General features: G+C 49.9%; 15 protein-coding genes. 5 read left to right on the top strand and 10 right to left on the bottom strand.

The genetic code is table 11. From position 1 onward, the window contains the following. Positions 1-2: 2 nt before the first annotated feature. The 3 genes from ACUY4S_RS06955 to ACUY4S_RS06945 are packed head-to-tail and all read right to left on the bottom strand — an operon-like array spanning position 3 to position 2,527. On the bottom strand, positions 3-986 hold the full coding sequence (locus ACUY4S_RS06955; protein ID WP_312692264.1) for a 5-oxoprolinase subunit C family protein: 984 nt from the start codon (positions 984-986) through the stop codon (positions 3-5). After that, positions 983-1,684, bottom strand: a complete 702-nt coding sequence (gene pxpB, locus ACUY4S_RS06950) for a 5-oxoprolinase subunit PxpB (RefSeq protein WP_458023372.1) — start codon at positions 1,682-1,684, stop codon at positions 983-985. Before pxpB ends, ACUY4S_RS06955 begins: the two co-directional genes overlap by 4 nt. A gap of 3 nt (positions 1,685-1,687) precedes the next feature. Further along, a complete protein-coding gene (locus tag ACUY4S_RS06945; RefSeq protein WP_312692268.1) occupies positions 1,688-2,527 on the bottom strand; it encodes a transporter substrate-binding domain-containing protein in 840 nt (279 codons plus the stop codon). Positions 2,528-2,832: 305 nt separating this feature from the next. On the opposite strand from ACUY4S_RS06945, the gene ACUY4S_RS06940 reads away from it, so the two are divergent. Then, the gene (locus tag ACUY4S_RS06940) at positions 2,833-3,750 is read left to right on the top strand and encodes a DMT family transporter (protein ID WP_458023373.1); all 918 of its coding nucleotides are present in this window, start codon (positions 2,833-2,835) and stop codon (positions 3,748-3,750) included. 227 nt (positions 3,751-3,977) lie between these two features. Here ACUY4S_RS06940 and ACUY4S_RS06935 read toward each other — a convergent pair whose 3' ends face one another. After that, positions 3,978-5,249 (bottom strand): Glu/Leu/Phe/Val family dehydrogenase, encoded by a 1,272-nt coding sequence (locus ACUY4S_RS06935; protein WP_312692272.1) that lies wholly within the window; start codon positions 5,247-5,249, stop codon positions 3,978-3,980. A 213-nt stretch (positions 5,250-5,462) separates the two neighbouring features. On the opposite strand from ACUY4S_RS06935, the gene ACUY4S_RS06930 reads away from it, so the two are divergent. Beyond that, on the top strand, positions 5,463-6,764 hold the full coding sequence (locus ACUY4S_RS06930) for an ADP-ribosyltransferase domain-containing protein (RefSeq protein WP_312692274.1): 1,302 nt from the start codon (positions 5,463-5,465) through the stop codon (positions 6,762-6,764). A 68-nt stretch (positions 6,765-6,832) separates the two neighbouring features. Here the strand turns inward: ACUY4S_RS06930 and ushA are convergent, their stop codons facing one another. From ushA to ACUY4S_RS06900, 6 genes are read right to left on the bottom strand one after another with little or no spacing between them, the layout of a single operon-like run. Continuing rightward, a complete protein-coding gene (gene ushA, locus ACUY4S_RS06925) occupies positions 6,833-8,395 on the bottom strand; it encodes a bifunctional UDP-sugar hydrolase/5'-nucleotidase UshA (protein ID WP_458023374.1) in 1,563 nt (520 codons plus the stop codon). Positions 8,396-8,421: 26 nt separating this feature from the next. Further along, complete coding sequence (locus ACUY4S_RS06920) at positions 8,422-9,555, bottom strand: esterase-like activity of phytase family protein (RefSeq protein ID WP_458023375.1); 1,134 nt, start codon at positions 9,553-9,555, stop codon at positions 8,422-8,424. Positions 9,556-9,569: 14 nt separating this feature from the next. Next, on the bottom strand, positions 9,570-10,484 hold the full coding sequence (locus ACUY4S_RS06915) for a carbohydrate kinase family protein (RefSeq protein WP_312692280.1): 915 nt from the start codon (positions 10,482-10,484) through the stop codon (positions 9,570-9,572). Between the two features lie 5 nt (positions 10,485-10,489). After that, positions 10,490-11,545, bottom strand: a complete 1,056-nt coding sequence (locus tag ACUY4S_RS06910) for an SIS domain-containing protein (RefSeq protein ID WP_312692283.1) — start codon at positions 11,543-11,545, stop codon at positions 10,490-10,492. Between the two features lie 18 nt (positions 11,546-11,563). Then, positions 11,564-12,619, bottom strand: coding sequence for an ADP-ribosylglycohydrolase family protein (locus ACUY4S_RS06905; RefSeq protein ID WP_458023376.1), 1,056 nt, complete (start codon positions 12,617-12,619; stop codon positions 11,564-11,566). A gap of 12 nt (positions 12,620-12,631) precedes the next feature. Further along, on the bottom strand, positions 12,632-13,396 hold the full coding sequence (locus ACUY4S_RS06900; RefSeq protein WP_312692286.1) for a GntR family transcriptional regulator: 765 nt from the start codon (positions 13,394-13,396) through the stop codon (positions 12,632-12,634). A gap of 459 nt (positions 13,397-13,855) precedes the next feature. Here ACUY4S_RS06900 and ACUY4S_RS06895 point away from each other — a divergent pair, with 459 nt between their 5' ends. The 3 genes from ACUY4S_RS06895 to ACUY4S_RS06885 are packed head-to-tail and all read left to right on the top strand — an operon-like array spanning position 13,856 to position 16,133. Further along, entirely contained in the window at positions 13,856-14,578 is a 723-nt protein-coding gene (locus tag ACUY4S_RS06895; protein WP_312692288.1) for an oligogalacturonate-specific porin KdgM family protein, read from the top strand. Between the two features lie 59 nt (positions 14,579-14,637). Beyond that, positions 14,638-15,966, top strand: coding sequence for an MFS transporter (locus tag ACUY4S_RS06890; protein WP_312692290.1), 1,329 nt, complete (start codon positions 14,638-14,640; stop codon positions 15,964-15,966). 2 nt (positions 15,967-15,968) lie between these two features. Beyond that, positions 15,969-16,133 (top strand): XapX domain-containing protein, encoded by a 165-nt coding sequence (locus ACUY4S_RS06885; RefSeq protein WP_312692293.1) that lies wholly within the window; start codon positions 15,969-15,971, stop codon positions 16,131-16,133. The last annotated feature ends 19 nt before the right edge of the window (positions 16,134-16,152 follow it).

Genomic DNA, 16,152 nt, shown 5'->3' with positions numbered 1-16,152 from the left:
CATTATGCGCTCACACGGTTGAATGAAGCGGTGACATCCCGCAGCCGTTGCAACCAGCCGTCAATGGCCTGGCGGGCGGCAAGTGCCTGGTTCGCATCGCTTTTAATTAACTGAATCGATTGCCCGGCCTGTAACTGCCCGAGCCGCCAGAGATCCTCTTCAATCACGCAGGCGATTTTCGGGTAACCGCCTGCGGTATTGGCATCGCTTAACTGGATGATCGGCTCCCCGGCGGGCGGCACCTGCACAATGCCGGGGATCAGGCCATAAGAACGCATTTCAATGGCCTGCGATGGAAAAATCGGCGCTCCCGACAGCCGGTAGCCTGTGCGATTACTTTGCAGTGAAATCGCCCACGGCTGCTGCCAGAAACGGTGATGATCGGCGGCGAACAACGCATACTCACCCGACGGAATGGCCCGTACCGGTGTCACGCCATGCTCCGCAGGCGGAAAAACGTTCTGCAATGCAATAGATGGCGGAACCATCCCCACGCCCTCGTCGGGCAGCATCACGCGATCCGGCATTCCGAGCGGTAACCTGTCGCCAGCGGCAAGCGTGCGTCCGTGAAAACCGCCAAAACTGCCGCGTAACGCGGTACTGCGCGATCCAAGCACCGCAGGTACCTCAATTCCCCCGGCAATGCAGAGATAGCCCCGCGTACCGGATCGGGGATAACGCAACTCCAGCCGTTGGCCTTTTTTGACCCGGCAGCCCCACCATGGCGGCAGTTCAATGCCGTCCAGCAAGGCCCGGCAATCCGCCCCGGTAATGGCAATCGCCGTGTCCTGTAAAAAATGCACGCGCATTGGAAAAACCTGCACTTCAATGGCGGCAGCATTCTCGTCGTTACCCAGCAACAGATTCCCGGCACGCAGCGCCAACGGATCCATCACACCGCTGACCGACACCCCCAGATGGCGAAATGCCGTGCGCCCAAGATCCTGCACCGTGTTCAGTGCACCCGTGCGCTCAATCTCAATCACAGTTCGATCCTTTCGGGTAAAAAGCGTATGGTGTCGCCCGGAGCCATCAACGCCGGAGGCGATGCCAGGGGGTCGAAGACCTCGATCTCAGCAAAGCCGATGGCGTTCCAGCCATTTGGCCCGGTGAGTACCGACACACCGGTCTGCGGCCCACCAATGGTGACAGTGCCTTTGAGCATATTCAGTGACGGTACTTTTTTACGCGGCGTGGCAAGCGCCGGATCCAGGCCGTGTAAGTAGCCAAAGCCCGGCGCGCTACCCAGCGCCACCACCGTGTAATTGCCCTGGTAGTGACGGCGAATAACGTCACTGGCCGGCAAGCCGGTATGGCGGCAAACCGCCTCCAAATCGCAGGCCAGTTCCCCGCCATAATGCACCGGAATATCAATGCGCTTGCCCTGTGGATGGATTTCACGCGCCTGCTGCCAGCACGTACGCAAGCGCTGTACGACCGCCTCCGCATCCTCCGGTGTCCGGCGCAACAGCACCAGCACATTCGTGACGCCGGGGATCAACGACTCCACCTCATCCCATGTGGCCAGTATCTGCGCCAGTGACCAGATGCGGCGCTGGGCAGCAAGGCTAAACTCGCCCGGCGCTTCCACCAGCCAGGCGCGACTGCCCATGGTGGAGAGAGTCATCTCCCCGGCATGATCCAGCAAGGCAATTGCCGTGGTGTCTTGCGCTATCCAGGCCATAACTTATTCCAGCGGTTCAAATTTCAGGTTAGCCAGCGGCTGGACGCGCTCCTGGCGCACCATTTTGTATTCGGTGTTTGGCCCAATCCAGGTATCCCAGATTTTGTCGATAGTGCCGTTATCGTCCATGGCTTTCAGGCTGCCATTCACTTTCGCCAGTAACGCCGGTTCATCACGCTTCATGCCCACACCAATCGGCTCCAGTGCCATCGGTTCTTTGATCATTGCCAGCTCAATGCCGTCTTTTTTGGCCTGCGAAATCATCTTGATGCCGGTCATGGTGTTGGTAACAAACCCCACGGCTTTGTTCTGCTCCAGCGCGAGGAATGCCGACGCAGCGTCCTGGAACGTCACAGGTTTCCCGCCTTTCAGTACAATTGATTGTTCCGAGGTGGTGCCTTTGGTGGCGCTGATGCGCTTGCCTTTAAAGTCGGCGAGCGTTTTATCCGCGTTGGCTTTTTTCACCAGCAGCATCTCTTTCGCCACGTAGTACGGGTCGCTGAACTGGATCTGGTTACCACGGGTTTTGGTATACGCAAGGTTGGCAATCAACACATCGGCGCGCCCGGTGGAAATCACCGCAATACGCGCCTCAACGGAAGTGGGCACCAGCGTCAGTTTTAGCCCCATTTGCTGCGCCAGCGCCTGGCAGAGGTCAACATCCATTCCCGCAAGCTGGCGTGTTTTGGCGTCCGGAGAAGAAAACGGCGGGACATCGGAATAGACCGCGCATTTCAAATCGCCGCGGGCGGTGATATCTCCAAGCAGATCCGCCGCTGCGTATGAAGAGGCCAAACAGAGCGGTAAAGCCAGCAATGCCAGTGCGCCTTTTTTTACTGTCATGATGTTTTCCCCAGAAAATGAATTCGTTGAATACACGCTGATTCGCGCCAGCGCCGCCAGATAACCTGGCGAAGCCTGTTTTGGCAATATATCGACTTAATACTGAGCGGCATAAGAGGGAAACCCTGTCGTGGGATACGCAATTTATATGACTCAGCGCTCCATCGTCAGGCATTAACATAATAAGAAAAGGTTATTCAGACAGAGGGAAATTATCTTATCGGCGGCGCTTTTCACCGTTTTAAGGTGAGGCCGTACACGCGATTTTTGCGTGCCTGATGCGTTGATGTCGAAAAGGTAAAAGAATGAATGCCAAATTTGGGGTGCTGCTGAAAATCATGTCCGCGCTGTGCGCCACGTTGATGCTGGCCTGCGTGAAAGGGCTTCAGGGCAGCATTCCCACCGGAGAGGTCATTTTCTTTCGTTCGTTTGTGGCGCTGTTTCCTTTGCTTATCTGGTTAAAGATGCAGGGTAGCGTGCGGCAGAGTATTAAAACCAAAAATATTCCCGGTCATTTAGTCCGCGGTTTTTCCGGAACCGGCGGTATGTATTTTAACTATCTTGCCCTGGTTTATATCTCTCTGGCAGACGCAACGGCGATCAGTTATGCAGCCCCCTTATTTACGCTGGTCATGGCGGCCATTTTATTAAAAGAGCGGGTGCGTTTTTCCCGCTGGCTGGGCGTCGGGGTCGGCTTTAGCGGTATTTTACTTATGCTGGCGGCAAATCTGTCTGCAGGCAGTGCTTTTTTATCCGCGGGTTTCATGATGAATGGCGCAGCGCTGGGAACCGTTTTTGCCCTGTTAGCGGCAATGTGCTCCGCCACGTCTAATGTGCAGATCCGCTTTTTAAATGGTGTTGAATCACCGGGCGCGATTGTTTTTTATTTCTCACTGATGACCACCTTAATTGGTCTGGCAACGCTGGCATTCGGCTGGAGAATGCCGGAAGGCAGGCAGTGGTTCTTATTGATCGGCTGCGGATTTTTTGGCGGCGTGGCGCAAATTCTCGTTACCCTTGGCCTGCGGTATGCCGATGCCTCTTTGCTGGCACCTTTTGATTACACCACGCTGGTGTGGTCGATGGTGATTGGGTATCTGTTTCTCGACAGCCTGCCGGGACATTCCACCGTGCTGGGCGCTGTCATTGTGGCGCTGGCGGGGATTTTCACCCTTTGGTGCGACCAGCGCCAGCGCAAAGGGCGGATTATACGCTCGTCCTGAATATGGCCGGATAAGCACTAGCGCCGCCGGGCATAGGCGCAAATTCAGGCATTGAGAAATGATTCCGTTCACGAATGGTACAGTGAGTATTTCAACCCTTCATGCGATGAACGGGATAAGGGGAGCCCCCCCTTATCCCCCCCGGCCCGCCGCTCCAGCGTCTTTGGCAAAAATAAAATCAGTATCGCCATACAAAAATACCCGAATAGCGCTAACGCTTATCCAGCCTACGGATACAACCCTCTGTCTTTGCGGGCCAGCAAAATACGCTCGCAGGCAAGCGCATAGGCCGCGGTGCGCAACGTCACCCCCAGCGTCTGCGATTTATTCCACACCGTATCCAGCGCACTTTGCATAATGGTGTCCAGCCGGTTATTGATCTCCTCTTCACTCCAGAAGAAGCTGGAAAAGTCCTGTACCCACTCAAAGTAACTCACTGTCACACCGCCCGCATTGGCAATCACATCCGGCACCACCACAATGCCGCGTTGCTGCAACACATCATCCGCTTCCGGCAACGTTGGCCCGTTTGCCCCTTCCAGCACCAGCTTGCAACTCAGCCCGGCCGCGCGTTCGGCGGTGATCTGCCCCTCCAGCGCCGCCGGGATTAAGATCTCATACTCCAGCGACCAGAAAACCGCATCGGCGATAGTATCCGCACCCGGGAAACCCCTGATCCGACCGTGCTGTTGCTGCCAGTTAAGTAACGCCGGAATATCAATCCCGTCAGGGTGATAGAGGGTGGAAAACTGATCCTGTACCGCCACCACGCGCGCGCCATGCTGGTGGAACAACTCAGCACTCACACTGCCGACATTGCCAAACCCCTGTACTGCCACACGGCTTTGCGCCACGTCGATACCCAGCGTTTGCGCGGTACGGCATCCGGTTATATACACACCCCGCCCGGTGGCTTTTACCCTGCCGAGCGAGCCGCCGAGGTGCACCGGTTTGCCCGTCACCACGCCGGTTGACGGTGCGCCCACGTTCATAGACCAGGTATCCATCATCCACGCCATAATTTGCGCATTGGTGCCGACATCCGGCGCCGGGATATCCTGCTGTGGACCGATAAATATGCCAATTTCGCTGGTATAACGCCGGGTCAGGCGCTCCAGCTCCTTGCGTGATAACGCCGCAGGATCGACACGCACGCCCCCTTTCGCACCGCCAAACGGCAGATTCAGCGCCGCGCATTTAATGGTCATCCACGCCGACAACGCCATGACCTCTTCCAGCGTCACATCCGGGTGAAAACGCACCCCGCCCTTACCCGGCCCGCGTGACAGGTTGTGCTGTACCCGGTAACCTTCAAAATGACGCACGCTGCCGTCATCCATTTCCAGCGGAATATCGACAATTAACGCCCGCCGGGGGTGACGCAACGTATCCGCCCAGTGACTCAATTCACCCAGTAGCGGCAGCACACGCTCAACCTGTGCAAGGTAGGTTGACCACGCCGAGTGACGCTCACCTGACACATAAGACAATTCAGACACCCCTCACCTCTCATTTCAGAATGAATACGGCGTTCAGGGTACTGCAGGCGCCACGGCAGGGCCGTTACGAGATTGCTATAGCGTCATACGGAAAGGCTATCGGGCCGCATGCGGGGAAATATTCATGAGAATTCTGATTCTCTAATCCGGTTTCTGGCACGGATTCAGGAGGCCATCATGCTTATTAAAGGGGCTAATTAAGGGGGCCGGATCATGTTCAGTATCGAAGCCATTCTGGGGAAAATAAACCGGGCACTCACGCCGCAGGGTGATGTCACGCTCACATCGACTTTACTGACGGGTTCCCTTCCCGAACTCCATAAGCGGTTTAAAAATATTCTTTCGCGTGGAGAGACTCTTTATCTCTATCTGGAAAGTTTACGCGCTCAGGAGGATGCAACAACCCGAGAAAAAATAAAAAGAACACCGTCGACGTCAAAGCTGGACCCTTCCGATTTGGCTCTCGCGATTCGGCAAGCCGTTGGGCCGTTGACACTGCAACGGTATGTGAACGCCACCGATGTCGGCGCAAAAAAACTGCTCCGTTATATCAAAGAGCATCCAGATGCTTTTGTCGATGATGTTGGTATCGAGCCATGGCCAATATCCTCAATGCTACGTTCGCAAATAGCAAAGCAGCGCCGCCCTCAATACAACCTTCGCTCTGGCAGCGATCCGGTGTATGACAAGGCCTTCAAAAAACGCCAGTTCTGGAGTAACGATCAAAACAGCCCAGGCAATAAAATTTTAAGCGACCAGCGTGTTAACCCGTTCGCAAATTCCGTCAGCGATCTGGCGAAGTCCTGGCACCAGCGTTTACATTCTGCGTCCGTTGCCAGTGGCGGGGTAAAAAAATTGACACAGGCGGAGCGCGATATCATCAACCTTTACAGTAAAGAGTCGCTCCCTTTTCATACCATCACCCTGGGGTTCAGGGAGCTGAACGAACAAGAAAAAGCACAGGGTTACCATATGGGGCAAGGGGTTGAATTAATTAATGCGTTATCCCGCCTGCCCTCTCACAAAGGGAAGACCTATCGCGGTGCCTTTATCGAGAAAGGGTTTACCTATGAAACATCGGGTGTACCGGTAACGCGAAGTATGACCGTTACGACCGGGAAAGATGGCAAACGCAGAGCATGGAAACCGGGTGATTACGTCACAACAAAAACCTTTTTCTCAACCAGCGCGGCTAAGGGCGTTGCCGCAGAATTCATTATGCGCCAGCGTTTTGGCTCAGGTTTTCATTCCGACACGGCAATTTTAAATGTGGTTGGAACCAGTGGGCGCAATATTACACAACTGACGCATATTAAACAGGCAGAAGTGCTTTATCCTGCTTATACCGTTTTTCAGGTTAAACATGTGCAAAAAGGTGAGTTTGGTCTGGAAATTGACCTGGAAGAAGTGGATGAAGAAATCTGGAACGATCCTGATGCGGTTATCCGAGATTATCGTTACGGCAACATCGTCAGACAGCGACCTGTGCATATGATCCCGCAGCGCACCAAATAGTCGCGGATAAATAATATGGCCACCGCAACATCCGGTGGCCGTTAATGTATAACGAGAAATCGTACAATTTATAACGGATATTTACGCGCGATATAAGACTTCAATACCTCAGCGTCGATATATCCGGTATTCACATAACCCTTATGCTGGCTTAACTCCGGATAGCCATCGCCTCCTGTTGCGTTATAACTTGGAAGACTCATCCGGTAGGTTTTATCCATTTCCAGCGGCTTACCGTTAATAAGCACATGGGTAACGGTATTGTCCTGCCGGTCGAAACTGATGTTATGGAACTGGGCATACGCTCCCGAACCGGGTGTTTTAAATGCCACCACATTGAGATAATCCACAATCTCCTTACCGGTTAGCGACACATAGGTCACCGAGTTACCAAACGGCTGAACTTTTAGCACATCACGATAGGATACCGGCCCGGCACCGATGCCGCTGCGAATACTTCCGCTGCTGATGATGCCGAAGTCCGCCTGGGTTTTGTCCATTTGAGCGGCGATAATTAACTCACCCATGTTGGTCTGACGTGAACGCACACTCTCACGTTCACCTTCGAAAGCCTGAGTGAATACGCCAACCGGCACGTTTAATTGCGCATCAATGTGTTTTTTATAGCTTTCCAGCACGGTGAAAACTGCCTGAACCTCTGCCGTTTTCACCTCATCAGACGCGACTACAGGTAACAGTTGATACCGGTTTAACGTCAGTTTGCCGTCATGCCAGGTAAAATCCGCTCTGCCGAGGTAACGCCCACTCTCCAGCGCCTGCATAATCCAGATGCCATTCTGGCGATCCGGTTGGCAGGCTCCCTGCTTACTCCACTCTTTATTTAGCGCCTTTTCGCCCATGCAGACAGCAGTGTGAGTATGCCCGCCAATAATCATATCAACGCGACCAGCAGGAAGCGCTCGCGCCAGCTCAACATCGCCCGGCGCGCTGGAACCGTGATGACCGTCGTAGTAATACCCCAGGTGCGTCAGTGCAATCACGACATCCGGCTTCTCTTTGGCCATCTCCGCTAATACGTTGCGCGCCTCATCGACCTGCGATCTGAAATCCAGATTAGCCAACACCGTTTTACTGCCAACGACTTTGGTATCCACACTGGTCAAACCGAACACGCCAATTTTCAATCCTTTTTTCTTGATGATTGAATAAGGCGTAAAAGCGCGATGTTGCGTCTTGATATCGTAAATATTGGCGGAAAGAAAAGGAAATCCGGCCCATTCCTGCTGGCGACGTAGAATATCAAGAGAATTATCGAACTCATGATTCCCCAACGTCATTGCATCGTAACCGATCGTCGCCATTGCCTTAAAATCGGGCTCAGCGAGCAACAGATCTGATTCCGGCGTGCCGGTATTGACGTCACCGGCATCGAGTAATAAAACCGCGCCTCCCTGCGCGGCCACGTCTTTGCGAATACGTTCAATCATCGCATAGCGGTTAGCCAATCCATTATTGCCGGATTTGTCTTGCCAATACGCACCATGATGATCGTTGGTATGCAAAATTGTCAGCTGCAACGAACCTGTATTTTCAGGCGTACTGGCCTGCACTGACAGAGTCAGCAGAAACGGTATGATGAGTGACAATAATAAATTGCGTAAAAATAGCATGTTGCCTCCTGCAATCAGCAACGTATTTAATTCAGCACCCCGTTGTCATCCACAAACATAAAGAACTTGGTGGATTGATAAGGCTGGAAGTTATTATCAGAAACAAAGATTAAGGACTTCTTCCCCTTCACTAACGGACCAAACGTCATCGCCTCAATACAATCAGGTGCTTTGGTGTAGTCATCAAAATCAATCAACAATTTTTTAGTGGCAGGTTGCAGCAAGTTTTTCTTCTCGATTTCCGTAATACTTTTTTGACCTTTGATATTGCTGGCTTGCGAAAGGTCGGAAAGATAAGTTCTGATAGTAAAATCAAACTCATTAAACCCTTCACTCGCGTTTCGCCCGGCACGTTCAGTCACAATTAATTTATCATCACTGATAGCGAGAATTTCAGAAAGTCCGTTATCGCTAACACCGTGCTTCGTGACTTTGGGGATAGGATCAACGTTATAAATAAATTCAGCCAGCAACTCGCCTACGCGTTCATCAGGCTGCAGAGCAAACTTAAGAATACGTACCGGTGATGAGTTTACCGTGGTGCTAATTGCACCGTCCTGCTTGAGCGCGCTTTCCGCCGCGACATAAAGGTATTTGCCGCTTGGCGTTACGCTGGCTCCTTCAAACGTGGCACCGTTACGTAAACCCTCCGGCGCTTTTTTCAGGTCGCCGCCTGCATTATAGGAAGCGGGAATCTTATCTGCGTAATCCGTCTTCATTTTGCCATCGAGAGAAGACAAACGAAGCGGGCTACCCAGTTCAGATGTCCAGAGAAGGCTTTTTCTGTCTGGTGTCAGCGCTAACCCTTCTCCATCGACCGTTTGTTCTTTAAAAGCATTTCCGGCTTCATCGTTCAGCGCTTTCATGTCGAGGATATCGACGCGCTTAATACCTTTAGTATTGGTGTTGATTTTGAGTGTATAAAATCTCGCTACGCCTTCCGCCGTCGTGTTACGCGCATCCGAAATCGAATAATAGACTTGCTTACCTGCATCATAAGCAATCCCGGATAAGCCACCAAATTTCGCATTCTGATAACTGGTTGATGTTGGAATTGAATATTCATTTAAAAAACGCAATTCCGATCCTGCGGCAGAAGCATTAAGCGCGGTGAACGCCATGGCTAATGCAACACAATGAGCTAATGTTAGCTTTTTCATAATTACCCCCAAAGTTATTGATATTGTTTTTGGAACTGGATGACATCCTCCACGGAAGATAATTTTCCTCTGGCACCGTAATGAGAGATGTTAATTGCCGCCGCAGCGCTGGCGAAACCCAAAGAGTCGGCGAGCGGTTGATTATTCAGATAGCAATAAATGAAAGCACCATTGAAGGTATCTCCGGCCCCGGTGGTGTCGACGACAGGTACACGATAGCCCGGGTGTACAGCCACCCCCTGTCTGTCACAGGCGATAACCCCTTCGCCACCACAGGTGACGACCAGCGCATCCAGATCGTGCTCTGCAACCAGCTGGCGTAAAAAGTCGCCATCAGGCTCCTGTTGCAGGCTGGTGCGAAAGCCCTCCTTGTTAAAAATCGCGACATCAGACAGAGATAATATTTCTTTAATATTCTGCTGACTGTTTTTAATATGCGACTCTACATCAATGACAACTTTGGTATTTTTTTCTTTCGCATACCTCGCAAGTGTACGGAATTTGTCGAGTTGTCCTGGCATGATATAAACGAGTCGGCTGCAGTCAATCGCCTGCGGAGCCTGAACCATACACGTTTCTGTTTCATCATTCGGCGCATACACCAGTGCCTTTTCACCTGAGTCATCCAGGAAAATTATCGCCATATTGGCAGCGATGCCGGTTTTGCGGAGAATAAAACGCGTATCAACACCATTTTTATGGAAATCATTAATGATTTCCTGTGCATAATAATCATCACCGGCAGTTGATAATGAGGTCACACGTAATCCCAAACGTCCCATGACACAGGCAGAGTTAGCGACTGTGCCACCGATAAGCTCAGCAACTTTTTTTCCAACGACTTTATCGTCATTACCAGGAAGTCGGGGTACACGAAAAATAAGATCTACGGTTCCACTGCCAACCGCAACAACATCAAAGGTTTTCATTTTATTTACTCCTGCGAGATCCGCTCTCCCCCACATGACAGATATTTTTCCGTAGCAGAGATAATCAAGCTAAAGATGGCAAGCATTGCGTAATAATGACAATCATCATTACTTGAAAAAATCTTAAAATTACCACTAAACACAAAACTCAATAATCTGTTATTAATCTGAATTACTGTGGCATTCTTTTTCCGTAATTGCTGTTTTACATGATAAGCAAGAGCCCCCTGACTTCCGGTACAATCAAACAGAATGACAAGATCCTGTTCTCCGCATTGGTTAAGGCGTAGCGCATGCTCAAATTCCTCCAGAGGTAAAACCTGGTTGGTAAGTTGCGGTCCACACCACAGCAGGTTTGATAACAATGTCGCCAGCCCCAGATTTCCACCGCTCCCTAAAAGCGTCACCCGTTTACTAAACAGGTATTGCATCAACTCTTCCCCACGCGAGAGACGGGAGACATCTGGCAAATATTTCGCGTAAAGATAAAGCTTATGAAATTGTGGCTTGTACCTTTTGGCATATTCCGGATGCAAAATGACGATTATTGCATCAAGAAATAGCGCCATAGCAAAGGTACTCTGGGTAGGCATCCCCTTTTTTGTCGCCTGCGTAACCAGCAATTTCTGAGCCTGAGTAGCAAATAAACTTCCTGTATTATTCGTTATTCCCAGTACCTGGGCACGTGTATGCTGAGCCTTAATTAAGGCATCAAGCACGGGTGATGCCCGGCCACTTGCACTCAAAACGACAACTAACCAGGAACTGTCTAAATATTCCGTTTTTTCACTAATAAACTCATAGGACTGGATTGCCCGCGCCGGAAGTAACGTTATGCTATTTATCATGGCTGCATATAATAATGCCAGAGCATAGGAGTCACCCGATCCGACCAGCAATACCTGACGCACACTTTGCACATTAATAAAAGCCGCAGCCTGGCTTCTCGCATCATTAATATTATGATGCTTTATGTAATGTGTGATTGCTGAAACTTCTTCTCGGGTTGCCGACAGCGGCATAATTGCCGATGCCGTATCCCGTTCTTTTGCCGTACTCATTTTGATGACTCCTCCAGGTTAGCAGAGGGCGCTTAATTCCTGAGCAATACGTTCCACATCAAAATCTTTTTTATTCACCTGATAGAAAAATTGATATTTATCGGATGGCAATGCGGCAAAACCTTTATATGCGCCTGCCATCGCACCTGCCATCGTGGCAATACTGTCAGTATCATTTCCCGCATTCGCCGCCGCATGGATGGTTTGCCACGGTGCGCCCTGGCAGAAGGCGAATATCGCAATCGCCGAGGGGACAGATTCATGCGCGTTAACGGAGTTACCAACGTACCCTTCCAGTTCTCGCAAGAAGGTTTCAAGGCGACTATTACTCTGGGCAATATCCAGCGCCAGCTTCAAACGCTTACCGATTTTCGGCCCTGCAACAACCCTACAACGCTGCGCTGCCAGCTCCTCACCGTATTCAGCCCCGCGAAGCGTACTGGCAATAATCTTCTCGACTGTCGCATCGGCAAGCATCGCGGTGGAAACCCCCGTAGCGATTGCACACGCGCTGGCAATCGCAATGTTGGTATCGTGAGACGGTAAACAGGTTGCGAATGCCAGTTCGCAAGCTTTTTCGGGTTGGCCCGGCCATACCAGCCCGGCTGGCGCAACGCGCATGGCTGCGCCATTGGTGGTGCCTACATTTGGCGCCTGGCGGGAAGAGGTTCCGATAAGACCGATTGTGTTAGTCGGTTTCCCTTCTTTTAGCGCCTTCACGACCTGCTCAGTCGTCGGTCCCTTATAGTTTGCATAAGGCTCCATCGATGCCCAGCGCAGCAGGCACTCTGTCCAGGCACTGGTATCGAAATGCGCTTTCCCCGTCTTGATCAATCCCTCTGCAAAGACATACATCTGGCTTGCATCATCGGTAATCAATCCGGCAATGCCCCCCAGGGAACCGGCGAATGTATCATTTGGCGGCGTCTGAAAATCAGCAATAAAGCCGTGATAACGTTCGAGGATCTCGTCAATACTGTAAAGCTCAGTCGCCGCGCCAAGCGCATCGCCCATGCCCGCACATGCGAGTGCACCTAAAACTTTATCATCGTATTTCTGTCTGATTTGACACATTACAACTCTCCTTTAATATTCAAACGTGTCCTTACTCACCTTCAGTTGGTAAACGTAACGACTGGTCGGATAAATCGTTTCCACATATTCAATGGGTTTCCTGTCACTGGCATAGGTTATGCGCGAGGTGGTCAGCACCACTTCATCGCTGCCAATTTCAAGATGTTGTCTTTCGGCTGCAGAAGGTAGTCGCGCGCCAATGGACTCATAGGCTTCTACCATTTCGATGCCATATTTCTCTTCAAGCAAATGATAAAGAGAACCCCGGTCTTCCAATTCCTGCCTGTCTATTTTCTGCTCTGGCTTCAGTTTCAGATAAGAGGTCTGAATGCCCATCGGGGTAGTGTCAGAGAATCTTATCCTTTTAATTTTTAATACTGTTTGCATGGTTAACGGCATCTGCAGGTTTGTCCTGGTGACTTCGCTGACGGGCACATAGCTAAATTCAAGTACCGTTTGCCCGGGTTTACCGCCGTTACGCTTGATATCATCGCTAAAGCTGTAAAGCAGATGAGAATCATGGCTTCGGGGTGGTAAAACGTAGTTGCCTTGTTTCGCCGCACTGTGCAGATAGCCACGCTGCTTAAGATGGGCAATCGCTTTTCTGACGGTGATGCGATTGACGCCAAATCCTTCTGCCAGCTCACGTTCCGAGGGGATGACAAATTCAGCCGCCCACTGCCCGGAAACAATTTTTTCTATCATTATGTCTATGATCTGCTTGTACTTACTTTGTCCTTCCAGGTTCAAGTTCTCGCTGAGTTTTTCATTTTTCATTTTTGTTTGCCCTTCTGGTCTACACCAATAAATACTATCCCGATGAAAGCATCACAATTGCATTCGTAATGAAATGTAACCCGGATCACACTCTATTTCAAATAATCGTTTGTTTTCAATCCGATATGCATAAAATTAAAATAAGTCAAGCCTTTAACATGATCACCATCACAGATCAAGACAAAACCACTTTGGTCTACACCAGCCTTTTGTTAGGTTTAATTCAGAAACACGGTAAATACCTCCAATAATTATATTGCAGGCATCTAAATATAAAATCAGTGGCGAAGGAGAACAGATACCCGGAATAAAATTGAGAATGTATATCACTCGCTTAGAGCTTTACTACAGAAAAATGATGATTACATTTTTTGCAGATTAGCTTTGTCAGAAATAAACAAAGCATAAGGCAGCGTCATTTCTATTTCTGACAGCACAGCATAATTAAGGATATTTATCATGAAAATTAAACACCTCTGCTTATTACCATCTTTTGTTCTGATGGCGCCACTGGTACATGCCGAAATGCCACACGGGTACATTAACTGGCAGAATGAATATTATGCCAAATCACATAACTTTAATGACCGTGTGCAAATGGGTATGTTCTTCAAAAACGGTTTCGGCATGATTGGCGAACTGCGCTACAACTCAAAAGAAGGCTCCAAAAATACCTGGGATCCTTCGCAGTTCAATAATAATGGTCATGGTTTCTCTGTCATGTATCGTTTTAACCCGCTGGAAGATAAAAAATTCTGGCTGGAACCGATGTTCTGGCTTGATTCCAGCGAATACTGGAGCACCTATGAATATGGCGTAACAGCGGGATATAACTTTAGCAAAGTGTGGCGCACCTCTTTCCGCTTCCGTTATGACATGGATAGAGCAACCGCGAAGTCAAAATCCTATGGCAATACCGATCGTAATAACATCCGTTACGACTGGTGGCTGGATTACCGTCCGGAAGGGACAAACTTCCAGTACCAGTTGAACGTGACTTACAACGATAACGAGTACCTGACCTGGAATAATGGCAACAAAAACTACCGCGTCACTGCGCGTGTGGGTTACCAGTGGGGCTCATGGTTCCCTTACTTCAGTATTGCTGATGAAAAAGGGCCGGATAAAACATCCAGCAACCGCCAGGCTCTGTACCGTACCGGCGTAACTTACTCCTTCTGACATAACTAAACCTGAACCGTGGGTACGAATGTACCCACGTTCTTGCCACCGAGGTTCTTATGAAACTCACCATTCGAGAAAAAATTGGGTTTGGTGCCGGTGACATGGCAATTTCCATTGTCATGATGTCAATGCAGTTGATCGTCGCCTATTTCTATACGGATATTTTTAAACTGAAAGCAGCGGATGTGGGTTTATTGCTGCTGACGGTAAGAGTGCTGGATGCGATTATCGATCCGCTCATTGGTATGATCACTGACAAGACCAGTAGCCGCTGGGGGCGTTATCGCCCGTATCTGTTAATATTCGCCATCCCCTTCGGCATCACTATCTTGTTGATGTTTATTACCCCTGATTTCAGCTACCTCGGCAAACTGATCTGGGCTTATGCTACTTATATTCTACTGACACTGGCATATACATTTATTGCCATTCCTTACGTCTCTGTTATCGGCGTAATCACCGATGACAGTCGCGAAAGGCTTAGCGCCAACACCTATCGTTTTGTAATGACGAAAATCGGCATGTTCCTCGTATCGATTATCGTACCGTTTGCAGCAGCTAAATTGGGAGAGGGAAATCTGGCCAGCGGCTATCAAATTGCGATGGCCGCAATGGGTGCCTTAGGCACACTGTTGTGTTTTTACTGTTTTTTCACTATCAAAGAAAGGATCACTCACACACCCAGTCGCATTCCTTTATCACAGCAGTTTCGCTCCCTGCTGAGAAATGATCAGTGGATGATACTCGGTATCGTTATTCTGGTAATTATGCTGGGCGGCTCCGTGCGCAGTGCGGTAGCAGCTTATTACGCAAAATACTATCTGAATGGCGGTGACGCGCTCATCCCACTGTTTTTAACCACGGGCGTTGTCGCATCGATTCTGTCGATGTTCGGCGCAAATTTTGCCGCTAAGCGGATGAATAAACTGACCATGTTCAGAATTTCACAGGCGGCGACATTTATTTTTAGCGCCGTTATGTTTATGGTCGTTGGAAGAGATGCTCTGGTTCTGGCATTTATCTTCTATTTCATTATTACTTTCCTGGCTGATATGCAATTGCCGGTGTACTGGGCTTCAATTGCTGAAGCCGTAGACTACGGTGAAGTTAAAAATAAAGAGCGTGTTTCCGGGCTGGCTTTTGGCGGGATTTTATTCTTCCAGAAGTTAGGAATGGGTCTGGCAGGCGGCCTTGTAGGTTATATTTTGAGTTACGCCAATTACACACCGGACAGTGTACAACCAGATACTTCCCTGGCCGCCATATCATTAATGATGACGCTGATTCCTGGTGTATTCCATTTGTTGGTCGCATGGCTTATGCGGAAATTCATTATTGATGATGAGTACTATCAAACGATTCGTGCACAGCTAGTTAAGGAGTAAGTATGGATGTATTACTGGCCACTCTCGCCGGTATCATTGTGGGAACACTTTTTACGCTTATAAAATTACCCATTCCGGCACCTCCGTATTTACCCGGCGTCATGGGCGTAGTCGGTGTCTATCTTGGTGGGCATCTTGGTAATTATGTCATTACTTTTATTCGCTAGTTAACCCACAGGTGGCAGA

Source organism: Kosakonia beeri (genome assembly GCF_054165705.1).
This window is presented reverse-complemented; position numbering and strand designations above follow the sequence as displayed.

What these genes read in the sequence shown, in the direction of transcription:
- pxpB (WP_458023372.1), bottom strand. Translation starts at nt 1,684, where the DNA reads ATGGCCTGGATAGCGCAAGACACCACGGCAATTGCCTTGCTGGATCAT.
- ACUY4S_RS06930 (WP_312692274.1), top strand. Translation starts at nt 5,463, where the DNA reads ATGTTCAGTATCGAAGCCATTCTGGGGAAAATAAACCGGGCACTCACG.
- ACUY4S_RS06945 (WP_312692268.1), bottom strand. Translation starts at nt 2,527, where the DNA reads ATGACAGTAAAAAAAGGCGCACTGGCATTGCTGGCTTTACCGCTCTGT.
- ACUY4S_RS06890 (WP_312692290.1), top strand. Translation starts at nt 14,638, where the DNA reads ATGAAACTCACCATTCGAGAAAAAATTGGGTTTGGTGCCGGTGACATG.
- ACUY4S_RS06900 (WP_312692286.1), bottom strand. Translation starts at nt 13,396, where the DNA reads ATGAAAAATGAAAAACTCAGCGAGAACTTGAACCTGGAAGGACAAAGT.
- ACUY4S_RS06885 (WP_312692293.1), top strand. Translation starts at nt 15,969, where the DNA reads ATGGATGTATTACTGGCCACTCTCGCCGGTATCATTGTGGGAACACTT.
- ACUY4S_RS06920 (WP_458023375.1), bottom strand. Translation starts at nt 9,555, where the DNA reads ATGAAAAAGCTAACATTAGCTCATTGTGTTGCATTAGCCATGGCGTTC.
- ACUY4S_RS06940 (WP_458023373.1), top strand. Translation starts at nt 2,833, where the DNA reads ATGAATGCCAAATTTGGGGTGCTGCTGAAAATCATGTCCGCGCTGTGC.
- ushA (WP_458023374.1), bottom strand. Translation starts at nt 8,395, where the DNA reads ATGCTATTTTTACGCAATTTATTATTGTCACTCATCATACCGTTTCTG.
- ACUY4S_RS06910 (WP_312692283.1), bottom strand. Translation starts at nt 11,545, where the DNA reads ATGAGTACGGCAAAAGAACGGGATACGGCATCGGCAATTATGCCGCTG.
- ACUY4S_RS06915 (WP_312692280.1), bottom strand. Translation starts at nt 10,484, where the DNA reads ATGAAAACCTTTGATGTTGTTGCGGTTGGCAGTGGAACCGTAGATCTT.
- ACUY4S_RS06905 (WP_458023376.1), bottom strand. Translation starts at nt 12,619, where the DNA reads ATGTGTCAAATCAGACAGAAATACGATGATAAAGTTTTAGGTGCACTC.
- ACUY4S_RS06895 (WP_312692288.1), top strand. Translation starts at nt 13,856, where the DNA reads ATGAAAATTAAACACCTCTGCTTATTACCATCTTTTGTTCTGATGGCG.